Annotated in this window: 23 protein-coding genes; 20 read left to right on the top strand and 3 right to left on the bottom strand. The window is 50.0% G+C overall.

Features of this window, described 5'->3' with window-relative positions; all coding sequences use genetic code 11:
• The first annotated feature begins 71 nt into the window (after nucleotides 1-71).
• The 4 genes from rlmD (at nucleotide 72) to D5E69_RS06540 (ending at nucleotide 3,105) form a co-directional block, all read left to right on the top strand.
• A complete protein-coding gene (rlmD, locus tag D5E69_RS06525) occupies nucleotides 72-1,433 on the top strand; it encodes a 23S rRNA (uracil(1939)-C(5))-methyltransferase RlmD (RefSeq protein WP_063191052.1) in 1,362 nt (453 codons plus the stop codon).
• Between the two features lie 399 nt (nucleotides 1,434-1,832).
• The gene (locus D5E69_RS06530) at nucleotides 1,833-2,273 is read left to right on the top strand and encodes a GNAT family N-acetyltransferase (RefSeq protein ID WP_063190744.1); all 441 of its coding nucleotides are present in this window, start codon (nucleotides 1,833-1,835) and stop codon (nucleotides 2,271-2,273) included.
• A 3-nt stretch (nucleotides 2,274-2,276) separates the two neighbouring features.
• Nucleotides 2,277-2,912, top strand: coding sequence for a histidine phosphatase family protein (locus tag D5E69_RS06535; protein WP_159129449.1), 636 nt, complete (start codon nucleotides 2,277-2,279; stop codon nucleotides 2,910-2,912).
• A gap of 28 nt (nucleotides 2,913-2,940) precedes the next feature.
• On the top strand, nucleotides 2,941-3,105 hold the full coding sequence (locus D5E69_RS06540; RefSeq protein WP_156183340.1) for a hypothetical protein: 165 nt from the start codon (nucleotides 2,941-2,943) through the stop codon (nucleotides 3,103-3,105).
• Nucleotides 3,106-3,141: 36 nt separating this feature from the next.
• On the opposite strand, the gene D5E69_RS06545 is transcribed toward D5E69_RS06540, so the two are convergent.
• Entirely contained in the window at nucleotides 3,142-3,687 is a 546-nt protein-coding gene (locus D5E69_RS06545; protein ID WP_048005127.1) for a helix-turn-helix domain-containing protein, read from the bottom strand.
• Between the two features lie 117 nt (nucleotides 3,688-3,804).
• On the opposite strand from D5E69_RS06545, the gene D5E69_RS06550 reads away from it, so the two are divergent.
• The 7 genes from D5E69_RS06550 (at nucleotide 3,805) to D5E69_RS06580 (ending at nucleotide 7,499) form a co-directional block, all read left to right on the top strand.
• On the top strand, nucleotides 3,805-4,044 hold the full coding sequence (locus tag D5E69_RS06550) for a PLD nuclease N-terminal domain-containing protein (protein ID WP_063190743.1): 240 nt from the start codon (nucleotides 3,805-3,807) through the stop codon (nucleotides 4,042-4,044).
• Complete coding sequence (locus D5E69_RS06555; RefSeq protein ID WP_048015142.1) at nucleotides 4,041-4,946, top strand: ABC transporter ATP-binding protein; 906 nt, start codon at nucleotides 4,041-4,043, stop codon at nucleotides 4,944-4,946. Before D5E69_RS06550 ends, D5E69_RS06555 begins: the two co-directional genes overlap by 4 nt.
• Complete coding sequence (locus tag D5E69_RS06560) at nucleotides 4,943-5,737, top strand: hypothetical protein (RefSeq protein ID WP_048015143.1); 795 nt, start codon at nucleotides 4,943-4,945, stop codon at nucleotides 5,735-5,737. Before D5E69_RS06555 ends, D5E69_RS06560 begins: the two co-directional genes overlap by 4 nt.
• Before the next feature lie 75 nt (nucleotides 5,738-5,812).
• Complete coding sequence (locus D5E69_RS06565; RefSeq protein ID WP_048005123.1) at nucleotides 5,813-6,244, top strand: GNAT family N-acetyltransferase; 432 nt, start codon at nucleotides 5,813-5,815, stop codon at nucleotides 6,242-6,244.
• 14 nt (nucleotides 6,245-6,258) lie between these two features.
• Nucleotides 6,259-6,681, top strand: coding sequence for a GNAT family N-acetyltransferase (locus D5E69_RS06570; RefSeq protein WP_063191051.1), 423 nt, complete (start codon nucleotides 6,259-6,261; stop codon nucleotides 6,679-6,681).
• Nucleotides 6,681-7,043 carry a hypothetical protein gene (locus D5E69_RS06575; RefSeq protein ID WP_048005122.1) on the top strand — a complete coding sequence of 121 codons (363 nt, stop codon included), beginning with the start codon at nucleotides 6,681-6,683 and terminating at the stop codon, nucleotides 7,041-7,043. Before D5E69_RS06570 ends, D5E69_RS06575 begins: the two co-directional genes overlap by 1 nt.
• Nucleotides 7,044-7,139: 96 nt before the next feature.
• Entirely contained in the window at nucleotides 7,140-7,499 is a 360-nt protein-coding gene (locus D5E69_RS06580) for a DoxX family protein (protein WP_048005121.1), read from the top strand.
• Nucleotides 7,500-7,585: 86 nt separating this feature from the next.
• On the opposite strand, the gene D5E69_RS06585 is transcribed toward D5E69_RS06580, so the two are convergent.
• Entirely contained in the window at nucleotides 7,586-8,311 is a 726-nt protein-coding gene (locus D5E69_RS06585; RefSeq protein WP_048005120.1) for a DUF1836 domain-containing protein, read from the bottom strand.
• 168 nt (nucleotides 8,312-8,479) lie between these two features.
• Here D5E69_RS06585 and htpX point away from each other — a divergent pair, with 168 nt between their 5' ends.
• From htpX to D5E69_RS06610, 5 genes are all read left to right on the top strand, one after another.
• Nucleotides 8,480-9,361 carry a protease HtpX gene (htpX, locus tag D5E69_RS06590; protein WP_048005119.1) on the top strand — a complete coding sequence of 294 codons (882 nt, stop codon included), beginning with the start codon at nucleotides 8,480-8,482 and terminating at the stop codon, nucleotides 9,359-9,361.
• Nucleotides 9,362-9,492: 131 nt separating this feature from the next.
• Nucleotides 9,493-10,935: a protein adenylyltransferase SelO gene (locus D5E69_RS06595; RefSeq protein WP_249931575.1), complete on the top strand. Its 1,443-nt coding sequence runs from the start codon at nucleotides 9,493-9,495 to the stop codon at nucleotides 10,933-10,935.
• A gap of 53 nt (nucleotides 10,936-10,988) precedes the next feature.
• Nucleotides 10,989-11,783 (top strand): hydroxyethylthiazole kinase, encoded by a 795-nt coding sequence (gene thiM / locus D5E69_RS06600; protein ID WP_048015144.1) that lies wholly within the window; start codon nucleotides 10,989-10,991, stop codon nucleotides 11,781-11,783.
• Nucleotides 11,783-12,451: a thiamine phosphate synthase gene (gene thiE, locus D5E69_RS06605; protein ID WP_159129451.1), complete on the top strand. Its 669-nt coding sequence runs from the start codon at nucleotides 11,783-11,785 to the stop codon at nucleotides 12,449-12,451. The genes thiM and thiE overlap by 1 nt, the downstream gene beginning before the upstream one ends.
• A 272-nt stretch (nucleotides 12,452-12,723) precedes the next feature.
• On the top strand, nucleotides 12,724-13,287 hold the full coding sequence (locus D5E69_RS06610; RefSeq protein WP_048005116.1) for a site-specific integrase: 564 nt from the start codon (nucleotides 12,724-12,726) through the stop codon (nucleotides 13,285-13,287).
• 50 nt (nucleotides 13,288-13,337) lie between these two features.
• Here D5E69_RS06610 and D5E69_RS06615 read toward each other — a convergent pair whose 3' ends face one another.
• The gene (locus D5E69_RS06615) at nucleotides 13,338-14,030 is read right to left on the bottom strand and encodes a universal stress protein (RefSeq protein ID WP_048005115.1); all 693 of its coding nucleotides are present in this window, start codon (nucleotides 14,028-14,030) and stop codon (nucleotides 13,338-13,340) included.
• Nucleotides 14,031-14,195: 165 nt separating this feature from the next.
• Between D5E69_RS06615 and D5E69_RS06620 the strand changes: the two genes are divergently transcribed.
• The 4 genes from D5E69_RS06620 to D5E69_RS06635 are packed head-to-tail and all read left to right on the top strand — an operon-like array spanning nucleotide 14,196 to nucleotide 18,831.
• Complete coding sequence (locus D5E69_RS06620) at nucleotides 14,196-16,607, top strand: Na+/H+ antiporter subunit A (protein ID WP_048015146.1); 2,412 nt, start codon at nucleotides 14,196-14,198, stop codon at nucleotides 16,605-16,607.
• Nucleotides 16,591-17,016, top strand: coding sequence for a Na(+)/H(+) antiporter subunit B (locus D5E69_RS06625; RefSeq protein WP_048005113.1), 426 nt, complete (start codon nucleotides 16,591-16,593; stop codon nucleotides 17,014-17,016). Before D5E69_RS06620 ends, D5E69_RS06625 begins: the two co-directional genes overlap by 17 nt.
• The gene (locus D5E69_RS06630; RefSeq protein WP_048005112.1) at nucleotides 17,016-17,354 is read left to right on the top strand and encodes a Na(+)/H(+) antiporter subunit C; all 339 of its coding nucleotides are present in this window, start codon (nucleotides 17,016-17,018) and stop codon (nucleotides 17,352-17,354) included. The genes D5E69_RS06625 and D5E69_RS06630 overlap by 1 nt, the downstream gene beginning before the upstream one ends.
• The gene (locus tag D5E69_RS06635) at nucleotides 17,347-18,831 is read left to right on the top strand and encodes a Na+/H+ antiporter subunit D (protein ID WP_048005111.1); all 1,485 of its coding nucleotides are present in this window, start codon (nucleotides 17,347-17,349) and stop codon (nucleotides 18,829-18,831) included. The genes D5E69_RS06630 and D5E69_RS06635 overlap by 8 nt, the downstream gene beginning before the upstream one ends.
• Nucleotides 18,832-18,844: the final 13 nt, after the last annotated feature.

Here is an 18,844-nt window from a genome sequence, read left to right on the forward strand (position 1 = left end):
TTACTAAAGTATAGAGTTAGACAGGTTTTATAGAGGAGGACCCGAAATTGACAACATCCAACCCTGAAACGATGGTTGCGACAATACATGGATTAGACGACAGAGGCTCGGGCCGTGCCAGCGTGTGGCGCGAAAACGAGCTTGGTAATAAACGAAAATTGAAGCTTACAATCCCTCAGACCCTTCCTGGTGAAGAAGTCCAGGTGACGGTGGATAAGCCCGAGAAAAAACGCTGGAGGACAATGCCTCAAGAGATCATCACGCCGAGTCCCGAACGGACAACCCCTCCATGCCCACACTTTGATCGCTGCGGCGGCTGTGTATGGCAGCACTGGGAGTACGAAGGCCAGCTCAAGGAAAAGACCAACCACGTCAAGCATGCCCTTGAAGCAGAAGGATTCGACCCTGCATTGGTGAGGGATGCCATGGGAATGGACAACCCTTGGCGTTACCGCAACAAGATGGAGTTCACCTTCTCTAAAGAAGGGGAGCTCGGACTGCATGAGCAGGGGAACTTCCGAAAGGTCATTTCCCTTGAAACGTGCTTGATCGCAAGCGAGCAGATGGTGGAAGCAGCGATGGAAGTCGCCGCCTGGACCAAGGAACACGGCCTGAAAGGGTATGACAAGGAGGCGCATGAAGGCCTTCTGCGCCACTTGATGGTCCGACAATCCTTTGCTACGGGTGAATTGATGCTGGGCGTGTTTGCAACGGAAGCCCCGACGGGTGATCTTCAGGCTGCCGTCGATGATTTGAAAGCACGTGTAGAAGCGAAATTCCCGCATGTGAAGAGCCTTCTGTGGATGGAAAACACCGATTGGGCAGACCGTACCCAGGCGGAAGAAATCCATGTCCTTGCCGGTCGTGATTTCATCTATGATGAGATGGACGGGTACCGATTCCGTCTGTGGTTCGATACGTTCTTCCAAACGAACCCGACACAGGCACAGAAGCTTGTGGACCTCGCCATTGAAATGGGCAAACCGAAGGAAACGGAAAAAATGATCGACCTCTTCTGTGGTGTCGGTACATTCTCCCTTCCATTCGCAAGCCGTGTCGGCGCCCTTGCCGGCATTGAAATCGTGGAAAGCTCCATCGAGTCGGCAAAACGGAATGCCAGTGACAATTATATTTCCAACACAACCTTCCTTGCGAAGGATGCACGAAATGGCATCGACGAGATTCTTGAGAGCTTTGGACGTCCCGAACTGCTCCTTCTTGATCCCCCGCGCTCAGGTGCAGGCGGCAAAGTGATGAGACGGATCGGCCGTGCCCAGCCGGAAAGGATCGTCTACGTATCCTGCAACCCGGATACGTTCGCGACAGACGTTAAAGAACTTGAAGCCTTCGGGTATAAGCTCGATGATGTACAACCAGTCGACCTGTTCCCTCACACGGTGCACGTGGAAGTCGTCGCAAGTCTGAGTAAGTAACTTGATAAGGAACGAGGCTGGGGCATGTCTTAGTCATAGGGAAACCCGAATTCATTGGCCAATAAACAGGCATATGAATTCGGGTTTTTGATTTGTTCGTAAATAACATGTGTATGTCATTGTTTCCAGCGGTTGATTGGAGTGCAAGACGTAGACTCCTCCTGCGGGAAGTGTAGCTGATGTGAGACCCCGCAGGCTTGCCGAGGAGGCTCACGGGCTACCCGCGGAAAGCGAAGTCTTGCACGGAAATCATAAGCGGCATTAAGAACTTATATTGATGATGTTCGTCATGAAATGGCACCTCTTTGGTTTTATCCCAGCCTTTATTTCGAAAAAAGAAATGAACCAAAAGGGGAGTGATGGTAAACTTTAACTACTAAGAGAGAAGGGGAGATCTCCATGAACATCGTGAAAGCAACACTGAGCGACCTTGAATCGGTCGCACACCTATTCAATGAATACCGCATCTTTTACAAAAGGCCATCTAATCCCGAAGGCGCAAAGACATTCATCCAAGAGCGTCTAACAACTGGTGACTCCGTGATTTTTCTTGCAGGTGATGATCAAGGAGTGATCGGATTCACCCAACTTTACCCGACATTCACCTCGATCGGGATGAAGAGGGCATGGATCCTCAACGATCTTTATGTGTCAGAAGATGCCCGGGGGGCGGGAGTCGGGCAGGCTCTGCTCCACAAGGCAAGGACGTTTGCCCGGGAAACGGGGGCTGCTTCCATCTGCCTCAGTACAGCCCCTGACAATGACGTGGCACGCAGGCTGTATGAAAAGAATGGGTACCGCCAGGATCAAATCTTTCTTCACTATGAATTGGAGCTGTGAACCGTGGTGAAATTATATATTACAAGACATGGTGAAACGCAGTGGAATAGGGAGAAACGGATGCAGGGGTGGAAGGATTCGGATTTAACACCGGCAGGAGAAGAAGACGCCCGGGCCCTTGCGCAGGTATTGAAGCGGGTTTCCTTTGAGGCTGTATACTCAAGCCCGATCGGTCGGGCAAGGAAGACGGCAGAGCTGCTTGTGGACCAAGCCCCCATCATCCTCGAGGAAGATCTGAGGGAAATCGGGATGGGCGATTGGGAGGGAAGGACGCAGGAGGAAGTGAGGGCCGCCGATCCGGAACGCTTTCATACATTCTGGAACAAGCCCCATGTCTATGAGACCGAGACGGGAGAGACCTTCAATCAGGTTATGGACCGTGTGGAGTCTTTCTTGAAAAAGGTTCAGGTTCACCAGGGGACGATCCTTGTGGTGACCCATTCCATTTTCATCAAAGCCCTGCTGGCCTATGTAAAGGAACTCCCACTGGACAAACTGTGGTCGCCTCCCTTTATCGAAGCCACCAGCCTCACGGTCATTGAAGGGGCCGGGGGAAGTATGAAATTGTGGTGGAAGGAAATACTTCGCATAAAGAGTAAGAAAATTGAAACTTTTTACAGACTGAACCGTATAAGCTAGTAAGAGCATCAAAAGGGAGGTGAATCTTATGTTGTGGATCATCATTGGTGTCGCTGTCGTATTCGGTCTCGGCTCTGCCCTCATCAATGGTCGAAGGGAGAAATACTCCTTTGATGTGGCGAACGATCAGGAACGGGTGCTTCAAGAAGAAGAGAGGGTCAAGGCAAATAGCTGGTTCGGCGGCGGATTGTAAGAAATGCGTGGGGTATTCCTTGCCCCACGCATTTTTTTAGTGGGATGGGGAATCGGGAATCATCGTGATGGCGATGGTTCTCAGTGGTTCCCTATCCTTTTTTTCTTGTGTAGCGCCGGTGTAGTATTTCTTCACGAGCTCCCCGATTTCCGTCTGCAATTGTTGGTATTCGGCATCACTCAATTTCATTTCAACCATGGAGAAAGAGGCTTTGTCCTCATCGTCTCCAATTCGTTTCAAGTAATCTTCATATTGCGCTGAAACCATCAGCTGATACCGTGAGAAGTGGAGGAGCTTCTCCTCACCTGAAGCTTCCTTCCATTCTTCTTTGGAAATGGTGGCTTCCTCTTCGTTCAATACATAATATTTTTCAGAAACAGACTTTACTTTTTTCTCACGGGTCACACGGATGATCCCTGCATGGGCAAGGGTCTGGATGTGGCGATAGAGTGTGGCCTGCGGGACATCTTCAATCACTTTGACCATTTCTAAAGGTGTCAGGCCTTCTACTTTGTTCCTCATGAGAGCCTGGCATATTTTCATCCGGACGGGATGCATCATCAACTCGGCTTTATTTTTCAATGGAATGCTCCTTTACCTCGCTTTTGTAATCTCATTATAAAAAATGAGAATAGGAATTGCAATTCATCCACTTATCTATTATCATTATCAATAATGATAACGAAAAGGGTGATGAGAATGAACTTACATTACGGGATAGATGATTTAACATTTTTGGATATAGAGGCCATGTTGCCGCTTATCCTGCCGATTGTGATCATCAGTCTGATGCTGATCGTTTTGGCCTTAACAGATTTATATAAAAATCGGGAGTTCAGAGAGCATAAGCGTATGTGGGTGTTGGTCATCGTATTTGCGAATACCATTGGTCCTGTTCTTTACTTTGTTTTCGGTCGGAAAGAGGGTCAGAGAAGATGAAGCTTGAAGTGAAAAATGTGAGTAAAACCTATAAAGGTCATGTGGCCGTCCACCCCTTCACCTTGATGGTGGATGAGGGGGCTTGCACAGGTCTGATCGGACCGAACGGGGCGGGGAAATCAACATTGATGCGATTGATGACGGGTATGGAGGAACCTGAGATCGGAGAGATTTTACTGAATGACAAGCCGATTTCCTCCATGAAAAAGGAAATCGGCTATCTCCCCCAGTATCCAGCCTTCTACGAATGGATGACGGCACGTGAATACTTGTCGTTCATGGGAAGGCTTTCCGGTATAGCTCCCTTTGACCTGGAACATGACACTCGTGAGCTTTTGAGTAAAGTTGGACTTTCCAATCGATCAAATGATCGCATCGCCACCTTTTCAGGTGGGATGAAACAACGACTTGGGATAGCCCAGGCACTCTTACATAAGCCCTCACTCGTCATTATGGATGAACCTGTATCAGCCCTTGATCCTGTCGGTAGAAGGGAAGTGCTCTCGATTCTGGAAGAGATCAAAAATCAGACGACCTTGATCATCTCCACTCATATTCTGAGTGACGCAGAGGAAATCTGTCAGCGCTTCGTCATGATGAGGGAAGGGAAAAAGGTTGAAGATGCCATGCTCCAAGATCTTCTTGATCGTTACTCCCATCCGATCATTCGGTTGGATGCAGCTTCTATCGATAGGGGATGGGTGGATCATGTTGCCCGGTTGTCATTTGTAGACTCGGTCAATGTTACAGGGAGAAGCATGAGCATTCTGCTTGAAGATCCGGTTCGCGATAAGGGAAGACTCTTGCAGGAAGCATTGGACCACTCGGTGGATATCCGTAAATTCGAATTGGGCAGGGATTCCCTGGAAGAGATCTTTATAAGGATGGTGACGAAACCATGAGGAATACCTGGACCATTTTCAAGAAAGAGAGCAGGCAGATGGGAATGGAGTATAAGTGGGTCTGGCTTCCGGTCGTTTTTATCCTCTTAGGGGCTACGCAGCCTGTTATAAGCTATTACCTTCCTTTCATCCTTGAAACGATGGGTGGAGAGCAGGGGATTACCGTGGATCCATCGAAGCTTGTGCAGAACGGAGATACCATACTCGCAACCACCCTCAGTTCTCAGTTTGATCAGATGGGACTCATCATCATCGCTCTCTCGTTCATGGGGATCATACAAGGGGAAAAGGCATCGGGGATGCTTTCATTCATGATGACGAGACCTTTGAATCTACGATCTTATCTTTATGGAAAATGGGTGGCAGCATTCAGTTTGATTGCCTTCAGCATGATGGCGGGGTTCGGAACCTCCATGCTCTATTCTCACTTTCTATTCGAAGGAGTGGATTGGGCTATGGGAATAAAGGCATTTTCGATTTATCTTGTGTGGAGCATGTTCATCCTGACTGTGATCATGACAGTCAGTACGCTCCTGAGTGGGAGCGGGGCCGTGGCATTCGTATCAATCCTCTTCCTGCTGTCATGTAGAATGCTTGCGGGTCTGAATCCAATACTCGATTTGTTCAATCCTGCTTCTTTAAGTGTAGTGGCTGCCGGTGTACTGACAGGTGTAGAGGTCATGCCAGGTATTCTATGGGCATTCCTATTTGCGGTTGTCTGGATCCTCTTCCTTTTCTCCATTAACGAATGGCTGATCAAAAATAAAAAAGTATATCTCCGCCACAGCTAAGGCTGGTTCTCCGAAACTCGGTATTTATAATATGATTCTCCCTCTGTATAATGGATAATATTGGAGGGTTTTGAGATGATACGGAATGCACAGATGAAAGATTACGGGAGTCTCACGGTTTTGATGGGATATCTCGGCTATCCCGCTACATCAGAACAGATGCATGCGAGGCTTGAAAGAATCGTAGAAAAAGAGGATCACTATACACTGGTGGCGGAACTCGACGGCAGGGTCGTGGGAATGATCGGCTTCCATACGGGTTATCTGTACACTCAAGATGAGATGTATGCGAGGGTCATCGCCCTAGTGGTGGATCCATCGATCAGGAACAAAGGCATCGGCGGGGAGCTGCTGAAAGAAGCGGAAACCCTGGCGAAAAGCCTGGGGGCAACCGGCATGGGACTGAACAGCGGGAACCGCACGGAGCGTGAAGACGCCCACCGGTTCTATGAACGAGTGGGGTATACGGCAAAGAGCACAGGGTTTGTGAAGAGCCTTCACTCATGAAAGGGAGGACAGCGATGAATATCACATCACAATGGAACCAGGAGGAACGCGACCTGATACGAAGCAGGGTGATCGAATACAATGGGGACAGGCTCCTGGATGAAGTCAAGCATCCTGTGAAGCAGGTGGGCTTCATGCTCAAAGATGATGACGGAATTGTCTTCGGCGGGATCACCGGTACGATCTTCTGGTACCATCTGCATATTGATTTCCTTTGGGTGGATGAAAGACTCAGGGGGAATGGGTATGGTCAGGATCTGCTACGTCAAATGGAAGAGGCTGCAAAGGAAAACCGCTGCAGGCTCATCCAGCTTGATTCGTTCAGCTTTCAGGCCCCGCACTTTTATCAAAAGCTTGGGTACACTGTTGCAGGTGTGGTGGAATCACATCCGACCCCGGAACACCAGCAGTATTACCTTGTCAAAAGGCTGGACTGATGGTGCAGTGGGATGGAAGCTGGAAGACAAGACTGAAATGGGGGTTCTCGGCGTTAGGGATCGTGTCGATCCTGTTATATGGGTCGATTGTGATCTTCGGGTATAAAGGGTCCGGTGACCTTCAGGGATTTCCTGTCCCTGTGTCGGCCCATGTGATGAATGAAACGAAAAGTATCAAAAACTACAAATGGAAACCGGCTGCCCGTGAAGGAGATCTCCCACTATCCTATAAAATAAGGCTTCTTTCTGCAGGATGGAGGGTGCGGGATAAAGAAGGCCACACCGTGACATACGGGAAGAGGGCCTATCGAGTCGAGATGGTGACGGGAGAAGACTATCTATTCCTTGAACAGGTAAAGTAAAACCGGTTTGGAGAATGGATCTTGGCTTACCGGCATACCTATATATCAGATGCCTCTTTGGGTATCTAAAATCGGTGGAGCGGGAGAAGGGATAGGATGGGTACGGTTGCCATGGTCCTTCAGATTTTACTTGGTGCAGGCTTTCTCATGTTCGGCTGGATGAAGTTCACCTCGAAACAGATGGTGGATGAATTCCATCGTTACCGGATGCCGGTGTGGTTCCGGATCTTTACAGGAGTGGTGGAGGTCTTAACAGCAGTTCTGCTGATTTCAGGTCTCTGGAATGAAACCTGTGCGGCTGTCGGCGCACTGCTCGCTGCCGTGACGATGGTCGGGGCGATCTTCACTCATCTGATCCGTGTGAAGGATCCGGTTGCCAAGTCGGGGATGCCCTTCCTTTTGTTGATCCTGAGCTTGATCGTCCTCTACTTGAACAGGGGAGGATTGGGCCTTTAAAGGAGAGCGGGGATGAAGGAAATGTGGAGAGCCCCCATGTGCCGGCCAGCCGGATCATGGGGGCTCTTCGTATTCTGTTCTGTTTGTTACTGTGTACGGCGAAGCTGCAGGGCGGTTTGGACATAGTTCTTGGCAGTGGCTTGATAGTAGGCAGACTGGACGGTCATGGCGGCTACGATCAGCACGTTCCAGACGACGGTCAAATCTTCTTCTGTCACATCGTGCAGTCCGGGTAACAGGCTCCTGCACTCTTCCTGGATGAACTGGTCGATCGCTTCATTCACGGACGTGTCGCCGGTGGTGGTCGCCGTGGGGAGGGCATGATGGTGGATGCGATCGAATACAGAAGCGTAGGCGCTGTAAAGTTCGATCGGATTGATGATGTCATCATGGCGGTCTTCTATATTATTGAACACAAGGGTAAGGACCCCGCGTATGGACTCGAAATCAAGGGATCCTTTCAGGTCTTCGACGATGAAGAGCATGGCTGCCTGGGCCGTCGTATATTTTTTCCCGTGGAGTGGGGAACCGATGAGTTCCCTTACATCCCGCTTCACCCAGTTCTGTACGGTGCTTTGCGGGAAGTTGGTGAATTCGATCTGGTTCCCCAGGGACACGATCTCATTCAGGGAGAATCCTGTATTCCCGACGGGGGAGTCGAGGACCTTAACCAGTATGGGCGGCATTCCCTGTGAAGGGTCACATGTCCCCCAGGCTTCCATGAGCACTTCCTGCGGACTGCGGGAGATCTGTCCTGATAGGGCCATGAGAAGATCGGCCATGTTTTTTCGTGTAAGTTTGTAGGTCTCCACCGCAATCGCTCCGTTTCTTTGCTTTATCTTCTACTATAGTATCGACTGGGGAGAAGCTCGTCAATCGAAGTTTCATGTGCACTTTATTCTTGTCTTTTATAGGAAGAAAACGTATAATAAACTCATATATAAGTTCATTTGAACTTGAAAATAGGAGTGAGGATCTCGATGGGTAAACGCATATTTTATTTTCTGTTGACGAACGTACTCGTCCTTCTGACCATCAGTATCATTTTTTCACTGACTGGTGCAGGGCGCTACATCAATGCTGATGGCAGTCTTAATCTGGTTGCGCTGCTGATCTTCAGTGCGATCATCGGTTTTACCGGTTCATTCATTTCACTTGCCATGTCCCGTTGGATGGCGAAACGCATGATGAATGTCCGTGTCCTCGACCCGAATGGGGCTTTGACGGCGGATGAGCAGAGTGTCGTGGAAAAGGTCCACCGCCTTTCAAGGGCTGCAGGTCTTACGCATATGCCGGAAGTAGGAATCTACGATTCACCTGAAGTGAATGCGTTCGCGACAGGTCCTTCCAAGAAGAAATCACTTGTGGCCGTATCGACCGGCCTCCTTTACGAAATGGATGACGATGCCGTTGAAGGTGTCATCGCCCATGAGGTTGCCCACGTGGCAAACGGTGATATGGTGACAATGACCCTCCTGCAGGGTGTGGTCAATACCTTTGTGGTGTTCCTGTCCCGTATCGCTGCCTGGATCGCTACACGTTTTGTAAAAGAAGAACTTGCGCCGATTGTCCACTTCATCGCCGTGGTTGTCTTCCAGATCGTGTTCTCCATCCTTGGAAGCCTTGTTGTATTCGCGTATTCCCGTCACCGTGAATTCCACGCTGACCGCGGCGGAGCGGATCTTGCAGGTAAGGATAAGATGGTTCATGCCCTCCGCATGCTGAAGGATTATACTGGACGCATGAAGGGTAACGATGATACAGCCATCGCCACGTTGAAGATCAATAATAAGAAAAAGTCTTCCATCTTCTCGACTCACCCGGATCTTGATGTCCGCATCAGTCGCCTGGAAGGCAAATAAGAAGAATGAAAGCTGCATCCTTATCCGGATGCAGCTTTTTCTTTTTCGCATCCCTTCACTTCGGCGGTTGAACGGGAAATATGATACCATGGGACAAAAGAAGAAATCTATTGCAGATGAAAGGAGCCACTATGACAAATCAGTCAGGCTGGAAACTAGAGAATACGTATGAAGGGTTGTCACCATTCTTCTACTCGTCGATGAAACCCGTTCCCGTAGAAAATCCTGAATGGGTCCTCTTTAATGAAGAGCTCGCCACATCCCTTGGCATCACGGATCAGGATGTGGCCGTCTATGCAGGGAACCGTGTGCCGGAGGGGGGGCACCCCCTTTCCCAGGCTTATGGAGGTCATCAGTTCGGATATTTTAACAGGCTGGGTGATGGTCGTGCCGTCCTCCTGGGTGAACAAGTGACTCCTGAGGGGACCCGGGTGGACATACAGCTCAAAGGCGCGGGTCGCACCCCGTATTCACGCGGAGGAGATGGGAGGGCAGCGCTTGGGCCCATGCTTCGTGAATATGTGATCAGTGAAGCGATGCACGCCCTTGGCATCCCCACCACCCGGAGCCTTGCCGTCGTCAAGACGGGAGAGGACATCGTCAGGGATCGTATCCTTGAGGGAGCAGTGCTCACAAGGGTCGCGTCCAGCCATATCCGGGTGGGGACCTTCCAGTTGGCCGCAAAAGCAGGGAGCCTGGAAGACTTGCGATCCCTCGCGGATTATACGATCGACAGACATTATCCGGGTGTGAAGGGGACAGACCAGCCTTATCTTTCCCTCCTTGAACAGGTGATGGACGCTCAGGCATCACTGATTGCCAAGTGGCAGCTTGTAGGGTTCATCCACGGGGTCATGAATACGGATAATATGGCGATTAGTGGAGAAACCATCGACTATGGTCCATGTGCGTTCATGGATGCATTCAATCCTGAAACGGTCTTCAGCTCCATTGATGAACAGGGGCGCTACGCATATGGAAATCAGCCCCCGATCGCAGGATGGAATGTAGCCCGCTTCGCCGAAAGCCTGTTGCCTCTCCTTGATGAGAATGAGGAAAAGGCGGTTGAGCTTGCACAGGAGACGATTTCCACTTATCCTGCCCTCTATCATTCGTACTGGCTGGACGGAATGAGGTCGAAGCTCGGCTTGTTCCATCCCCATGAATCGGACCAAAAGCTTGTGGAAGATCTTCTGGCGATGATGGGGAATCGCGGGGCCGACTACACGAATACCTTTCTTGACCTGACCCATGACAGGGAAGAGAGGAATCCCCTTGCCGGTACGGTCGAATTTGCCCAGTGGCAGGAAAGATGGGAAGAGCGTTTGGATGAACAGCCGGAGTCAGAAGCAGAGGCAAGAAAGCTGATGCGCGACCATAACCCTGCTGTGATCCCGAGGAATCATCAGGTGGAACGGGCGCTTGATGCCGCAGTGGAGGATGGGGACCTTTCCGTTTTGACCACACTCCTTCACGTACTTAAGACGCCATATGACCATGAGGGAAGTCCTGGAGCGTATCAACAACCACAGGATCCGGAGGACGGACCATACCGCACATTTTGTGGGACCTGATTTTTTAAGCAGCCGCCTTTCGCACTGGGCGGCTCATACATAGAAGAGGAGAGATGGGAATGCTTGAACTAGTAGAGAAGCTGCGAACAGACCGACCGCTTGTCCACAACATCACCAATGTGGTGGTGACCAATTTTACTGCAAATGGTCTTCTGGCCCTTGGGGCATCGCCTGTGATGGCGTATGCAGAAGAGGAAGTTGAAGAAATGGCCGGTATTGCCGATGCGCTCCTTTTGAATATCGGGACCCTTTCTTCGGGGATAGTGAGGTCCATGATCCTGGCTGGAAAAGCGGCGAATAGGAAAGGGATTCCTGTGGTTCTCGATCCAGTCGGTGCGGGAGCCACGAGCTTCCGTACCGAGATGACGGCCCTCATCCTTAAGGAGGTTGATGTGTCCATCATCAGGGGGAATGCGGGAGAAATTGCTTCAGTCCTTGGGGAGAGTTGGATCATGAGAGGGGTCGACTCCGGAGTCGGGGATGGCGACCGTACGGCCTTGGCCGTAAAGGCGTCCCGAGAATTCGCCTGCATCGTCATCCTGACGGGTGAGGTGGATGTCGTGACAGATGGATCCACTGTGTATCGTATACGGAACGGTCATCCGATCATGACCCAAGTGACGGGGACCGGATGTTTATTATCTTCCGTGGCCGCAGCTTTTGCAGCCGTGGGGCACGATCCGTTGCAGAGTGCTGTCGCAGCTGTTGCCTGCTACGGGGTTGCAGCTGAAAAGGCAGAGCGACACTCAAACGGACCGGGTAGCTTCTGCGCTGCATTCCTTGATGAGCTGTCCCGACTTCAGCCAGACGATGAAAAAGACTTCAAGGTGGAAAAGGGGAAAGCGTGATGGAAAAGAGGACATCTGCAATCAAAAAAGCACTGAAGGTGTATTTCATCATGGGAAGCACCAACTGTCACGGAGATCCCGTGAACGTCCTTGAAGAAGCCATCCGCGGTGGAATCACCCTCTTCCAGTTCCGTGAGAAAGGGCATGGGGCCCTGTCGGGTACACAAAAGAAGGAGCTTGCCACAGAACTCCAACAGATATGCCGACAGGCGAACATCCCCTTTATCGTCAATGATGATATCGACCTGGCTGTGGAGATCGATGCAGACGGAGTCCATGTCGGGCAGGAGGATCAAGCGGCCTCCATTGTCCGGCAGCGGCTCGGTGGTGACAAATGGGTCGGCGTTTCTGCCCACACAATCGAGGAAGCCGAGCGTGCGATCAAGGATGGTGCTGATTATCTCGGCCTGGGCCCAATCTACCCGACAAGCTCAAAGGACGACGCAGAGAGCGTAAAGGGAACCGCGATCATCCGGGAATTCAGAGAGCATGGTTTCTCTATTCCCCTCGTTGGCATCGGCGGGATCACGGCAGCCAATGCGGCTGATGTGGTGAACGCAGGTGCGGATGGAGTGTCGGTCATATCGGCCATTTCCAGCGCTGATAATGTGAAGGATGCTGCTATTCAACTAGAGCAGGCCGTTCATTCCGGAAGTGCAAAAGGATAACAAATAATGAAATCCGCCTTGAGTTTTGGCGGGTTTTTTTCGTGTATACGTTGAGCGTTTTATGGAATGGGAAATGGGGAAACTGATCAAATGGTACATCCTATCCACGGCATTTACATAAAAGTATTGTCCGGGCAATTTCTGCGAAAGCTATCCCTATCAGCTTTTGTGAGAATGTGCTGATACAGCAGGATGTTCAAAGTTTATTCATTGTTATGTTACTTAATCTATGATAGGATTTATTTAAGTTACATTAGTGGGGAGGGTTCTGGATGGAATATGTCGATCCCATAAGGGATATTGAAAACATCAATGCCATCAAGGATATCCTGCGAACGCAGTCCCAGCGGGATTTGCTTCTGTTCGTGTTCGGGATCAATACAGGAATACGGATCAGTGATCTCCTTTCATTGAAGATCGCGGACGTCTGGGAAGAGGGGAAAGGGAAGGAGTTTTTATGTCTAAAAGACTCTAAAAGTGAAGAGGAGGGTGCTTTCTATCTGAACGGAAAGATTCAGGAAGAACTTCAGGCTTATCTCAGCCCCCTAGACTATTCACCTGATGATTTTCTTTTTAAGTCTAAGAAGCATGCTCAGGCCATAACCAGACAGCAGGCCTATCGCATCATAAACAAGGCTGCGAAAGAAGTGGGTATACCAGGGAAAATCGGAACCCATACGTTGAGGAAAACATTCGGGTATCATGCCTACAGGAAAGGGATCGCCATTTCCATCCTCATGAAAACCTTCCATCATCATTCTTCCTCTGAAACCTTAAGGTATATCGGGATCCATCAGGACGAACTCCGCTTGGTGAAAGTGGATGTCAATCTGTAAAAAAACATATGAAAAACCCCCGCCCATTAAGGCGGAGGCTCGTGTAGAACTTATAGATAGTCGTCATCTTCTGAATCATTCGGTTGTACGGAAACATTCGTCAAGTCCTTGACGATTCCTTCTTCGACTTGAACCTGGAGGGTTTCCCGGTCTTTCATGAACTTGAAAAGCCCATTGTTGAAATCGGTCCCGGATTCCTTGAAGAAGATTCCTTCGTAGCGCATGGCCTTTGTGTGCTTGAATGTGAGACGATATTGATCGTCTTCTTCCACGAGGTAAGCACGGCAGCCTTTCTCAAAATGTCCGTCAGGGTTCTTGAGGGCGCGGGACACTGAAATGATGTGAAGGTCCACAAATGGGACTTCACGCAGCAAAGAGTTGATGATGGACCCTTTGGCGATTTGTTCCCAGCGGCTCTGGGCAGTCTGTCCAAGGATGATCTGAGTGACGTTCCGCTCTCGTGATACTTCGGCGATCACCTTGGAAATCGGGCGCTTTTCGTTATCTTTTATGATGAAGGCATCGGCATTGTGCTTCTCGGCTAGTTCTTTCCACTGGGAAATGTAGGCCGATTTCTCTGCATCCAGTTCATCGAAGGGTTTCGGATCGACAGTAAGGATGTAAAGAGGGCATTTCATCATATTGGCGATCTTGCATCCGCGCTGGATGAGACGCTCCCCGTTCGGTCCGTAATAGACACACACCAGGATGCTTTCATCCATCCGTTCTTTTATCGGTTTCATGATTATTTTCACCTCGAAGCTGTGTAAATTTCCCTTGCTATCTTCAAACTATGTATGACTATAACGCATGCCATAATAGTCGTCAATGGATTTCTTACTATATCTAGAAGTTCCGAAAGATTAAGAAATAGATTGTTGAAAATTATTCAAAAAGGAGGGGCTCATTTGTCTTGGATCCATTTAGCCGTCTTGCTCCCGATTTTGTTCGCCATCTTGGTTCCATTCATCTATAAACTGGTTTCACCGAAGATCCATACCGGCTGGTTCGTTCTCGTTGTTCCACTTTTGATCTTCATCTACCTATTAACCTTTATCCCCAATATTTCAGCCGGAAATACGTATGAAGCATCTGTGTCATGGATTCCTGCATACGATATCGACTTTGTCCTCACTGTCGATGGCCTCAGTCTATTATTCGGCCTTCTGATCACCGGGATCGGAAGCTTGGTCATCTTTTATTCCATTTACTATATGTCGAAGCACCGTGAAGCGCTACACAACTTCTATGTGTATCTGCTCCTCTTCATGGGGGCCATGCTCGGTCTGGTGTTCTCGGATAATATTTATGTCCTGTATGTTTTCTGGGAAATGACGAGTATATCCTCGTTGCTCCTCATTGCGTACTGGTATGAACGGGAGCGTTCCCGCTACGGGGCGCAGAAGTCCATGCTCATCACCGTGTTCGGCGGTCTTGCCATGCTTGCGGGCCTCATCATGATCAGCATGATGACAGGAACAAACAGTATAAGGGACATCTTGTCACAGGCCAATGGCCTTCAGGATCACCCACTCTTCCTTCCTGCCATGATATTGATTCTGTTGGGGGCATTTACGAAATCTGCCCAATTTCCTTTCAGTATATGGCTTCCGGACGCCATGGAAGCACCGACACCCATCAGTGCCTATCTTCATTCAGCGACCATGGTCAAAGCCGGTATCTATCTTGTCGCACGCTTCACAGCCTTCTTCGGTGGATCGGCCGAATGGTTCTGGATCGTATCCGGCGTCGGTCTCATCACACTCCTGTATGGATCAGTCAACGCCGTTCGCCAGACGGATCTCAAAGCACTCCTTGCGTATTCGACGATCAGTCAGCTTGGAATGATCATGAGCATGCTCGGCCTCGGTTCCGCCGCCCTGTACTTTGGGTATGGGGATGAATCCACCGTCTATGGGACGGCAATATTCGCGGCGATCTTCCATATGGTGAATCACTCCACGTTCAAGGGTGCCCTCTTCATGGTGATCGGTATCATCGACCATGAAACCGGTACGCGTGATATCAGGAAACTTGGAGGGCTCGTACGATTCATGCCAATTTCCTTTACCCTGACTGTTGTCGGTAGTTTTGCCATGGCCGGCCTTCCGCCGTTCAATGGCTTCCTCAGTAAAGAAATGTTCTTCACTGCCTTGGTAAAAGCGTCGGAACTATCGATCTTCAATGTCGGGTTCATCGGCCTCCTCATCCCGATCATCGGGTGGGTGGCAAGTGTCTTCACCTTTGTATACTGCATGATCCTTGTATTCAAAACATTCGGTGGACGCAACAAGCTCGCAAAGAAAGGGAAGGTCTTACATGAAGCGCCATTCGGGTTGCTGTTGAGTCCGGTCATTCTGGCTCTGATTGTCATCATCTCATTCTTCGTACCGAATGTGATGGGGGATTATCTATACAAACCGGCCTTCAACGCCATTCTTCCCGAGCTTCATGAAACCATCAAGCTGAAAGAAATCAGCGCATGGCATGGATTCAATCTGGAGCTGTTCATGACCTTTGGTGTCATCGTCTTCGGTATCATCCTTTACAAGACGCTCCGGAAATGGTTCCGTCTCTATTTGAAATATCCGCAGGCCCTAACGCTGAATAACGCCTACAATGTCGGGATCGAGAAGATGGAGAAAGTTTCAGGTGCTATGACCGATCGCTATATGACAGGGTTCTTGAGGGACTATCTTGTTTATATCTTCGTGTTCTTCATCCTGATGGTGGGAGGCTCCTTGTTCCTTACCGGCGGGTTTGTCCTTGATACATCGAACGACAGTCCGATCACGATTTATGAAGCCGGGTTTGTAGTGATCCTTGTCCTGTCGGGACTATCGGTCCTGTTCGCCAAAACGAGGCTGACAGCAGTCGTTTCCGTAGGGGCTCTCGGGTTCCTTGTGTCATTCCTGTTCGTCTTGTTCAGGGCGCCGGATCTTGCCCTCACCCAGCTGGTGGTGGAAACCGTTACGACGACGCTCTTCCTGCTATGCTTCTACCATCTTCCGCAGCTGAAGAAGGAAGTGAGCAAGATCCCATTCAAGCTGACAAACGCCGTCATCGCCATTTTATCAGGAGTGGTCGTGACCCTGGTTGCCCTGTCTGCAAACGGTACACGAATGTTCGATTCCATCTCGAGCTACTATGAGAATTCGTATGAAATCGCTGGTGCAAAAAACATCGTCAATGCGATCCTGGTAGATTTCCGGGGGATTGATACGATGCTTGAAATCCTGGTTCTTTCGGTGGCAGGACTGGGTGTGTATACATTGATCAAAATGAGAGGAGGAGGGGATAAGAATGAAAAAGCCAAATGATATCATCATCAAGAATGTCACCAGGGTGGCCATCGTCATCATCCTGGCCTTCGCCATCAACTTATTCATTTCCGGACATCATCACCCCGGAGGCGGATTCATCGGCGGTCTGGCGTTTTCTTCAGCCTTGATCCTCCTGTTCCTCACCTTTGATATGGAATCGGTCCGTCGCAACCTGCCTGTCGATTTTAAGGTCCTGTCTGCCGTCGGTGTTCTCATCGCCGTCCTGACGGGTGTCGGGGGAATGGTGTTCGATAAGCCGTTCCTATTCCAGACCTATGATTACTTCGACCTCCCCATCTTCGGTAAGACGGAGCTTGCCACTGCCGTCCTGTTTGATATAGGAGTGGCGCTCGCTGTCATCGGGACGTCCATGACGATCATACTGAGCATAGGGGATGATCGCTGATGGAAACACTGATGTCCATTGTTGTCGGTATTCTTTTTGCCATTGGAATCTATTTGATTTTGACAAAGACGCTTCTGCGAATCATTTTGGGCACTTCAATCCTGGGTCATGCCGTGAACCTTTTGATCATCACCATGGGAGGGCTGAAGAAAGGTGGTCCGCCCCTTCTCGGGATCAAATCCCTCACCTATGCGGACTCACTGCCTCAGGCCCTCCTGTTGACGGCGATTGTGATCAACTTCGCCACGACGGCCCTTTTTCTGGTGTTGAGCTACCGTGCCTACAAAGTGCTGGGCACCGATGACACAGAACAGATGAGAGGTTATGAGAATGAATAATGTGATCATATTGCCCATCATCATCCCGATCATCGCGGGGATGGTGATGGTAATCTTCAGAAAAAACATACCGTTTCAAAGGTTCCTCGGAATCACAGCTCTCCTGGCATCGATTGCCGTTTCCTTCGTACTGATGGAGGAAATCAAAGTGAACGGTCCCCAGTCCCTTCAATTGGGCGGGTGGGAAGCCCCATTCGGTGTCACGATGGTAGCGGATATGCTTTCGGCGCTCCTGCTTTTGATTTCCGGTATCGTGGCCCTATGCTGTCTCTTTTATTCCTTCCGGTCAATCGGAAGGAGCAGGGAAGAGCATTACTTTTATCCGTTATTCCTGTTCCTCATCACCGGGGTGAACGGGTCATTTTTGACGGGGGATATCTTTAACCTGTTTGTCTGCTTCGAAGTGATGCTTGTTGCATCGTATGTGCTAATTTCCCTTGGAGGGGAGAGGGTCCAGCTCAGGGAAAGTTTGAAATACATCCTCATCAACATCATTTCGTCTTTCTTGTTCCTTGTCGGGATTGCGTACCTCTATGCGACCCTAGGGACATTGAATATGGCCGATCTATCCCTGCGGGTGGAAGAAGCAGGTCAGGATGGGCTGATCACGACGATCGCCATCGTCCTGCTCACGGTGTTCAGCCTGAAAGCCGGTCTCTTCCTGTTCTTCTGGCTTCCTGGTTCATACGGTGCGCCTCCGACGGCCGTGTCAGCCGTATTCGCCGCACTTTTGACCAAAGTGGGAATCTACGCCATCATCCGGATGTTCACTCTTGTGTTCTATCATGACCCGCAGGTGACCCATCTCCTCATCGGCATCCTCGCAGCCCTCACCATGCTGTCAGGGGCGATAGGGGCCGTCGCCTACTGGGATATCAAGAAGATCCTGACCTATAACGTCATTGTCGGTGTCGGCTTCATACTGGCGGGGCTTGCTTCGTTCAATCCAAACGGAATGACAGGATCCATCTTTTATCTGATACACGATATGATCGTGAAAGCCCTGATCTTCCTATTGGGATGGACGATCATCCACTTGACGGGAACAAGCAAGCTCAGGGATATCAGCGGACTCATCACGCTCCATCCGCTATTCGGCTGGATGTTCTTCATTGCCGCGCTGTCCCTAGCAGGAATCCCCCCATTTGGAGGGTTCCTGGGGAAAGTCCTCATCACGAAGGGGACATTTGAGGCAGGCTACTACTGGCTGGGCGGCATCGGTCTTTTGACCAGTCTCATGGTCCTCTATTCCATCATGAAGATCTTCATGAACGGGTTCCTCGGAGATACCGAGCTGACCGAGGAAAAAGAAAAAGGAAGCATCAAAGGCCTCATGTGGCCGATCGGTATTTTAACGGCCCTCACCATCTTCCTTGGACTCGGTGCCCAAGGGGTCCAAGAGTATGTGAATATAGCGGTGGAGGGATTGATGAACCCGTCCATTTACATTGAAGCCGTCATTGGTGTCAATCGATAAGAAAAGAGGTGGT

Source organism: Rossellomorea marisflavi (genome assembly GCF_009806575.1).
In the GTDB taxonomy this organism is placed as follows: Bacteria; Bacillota; Bacilli; order Bacillales; family Bacillaceae_B; genus Rossellomorea; species Rossellomorea marisflavi_A.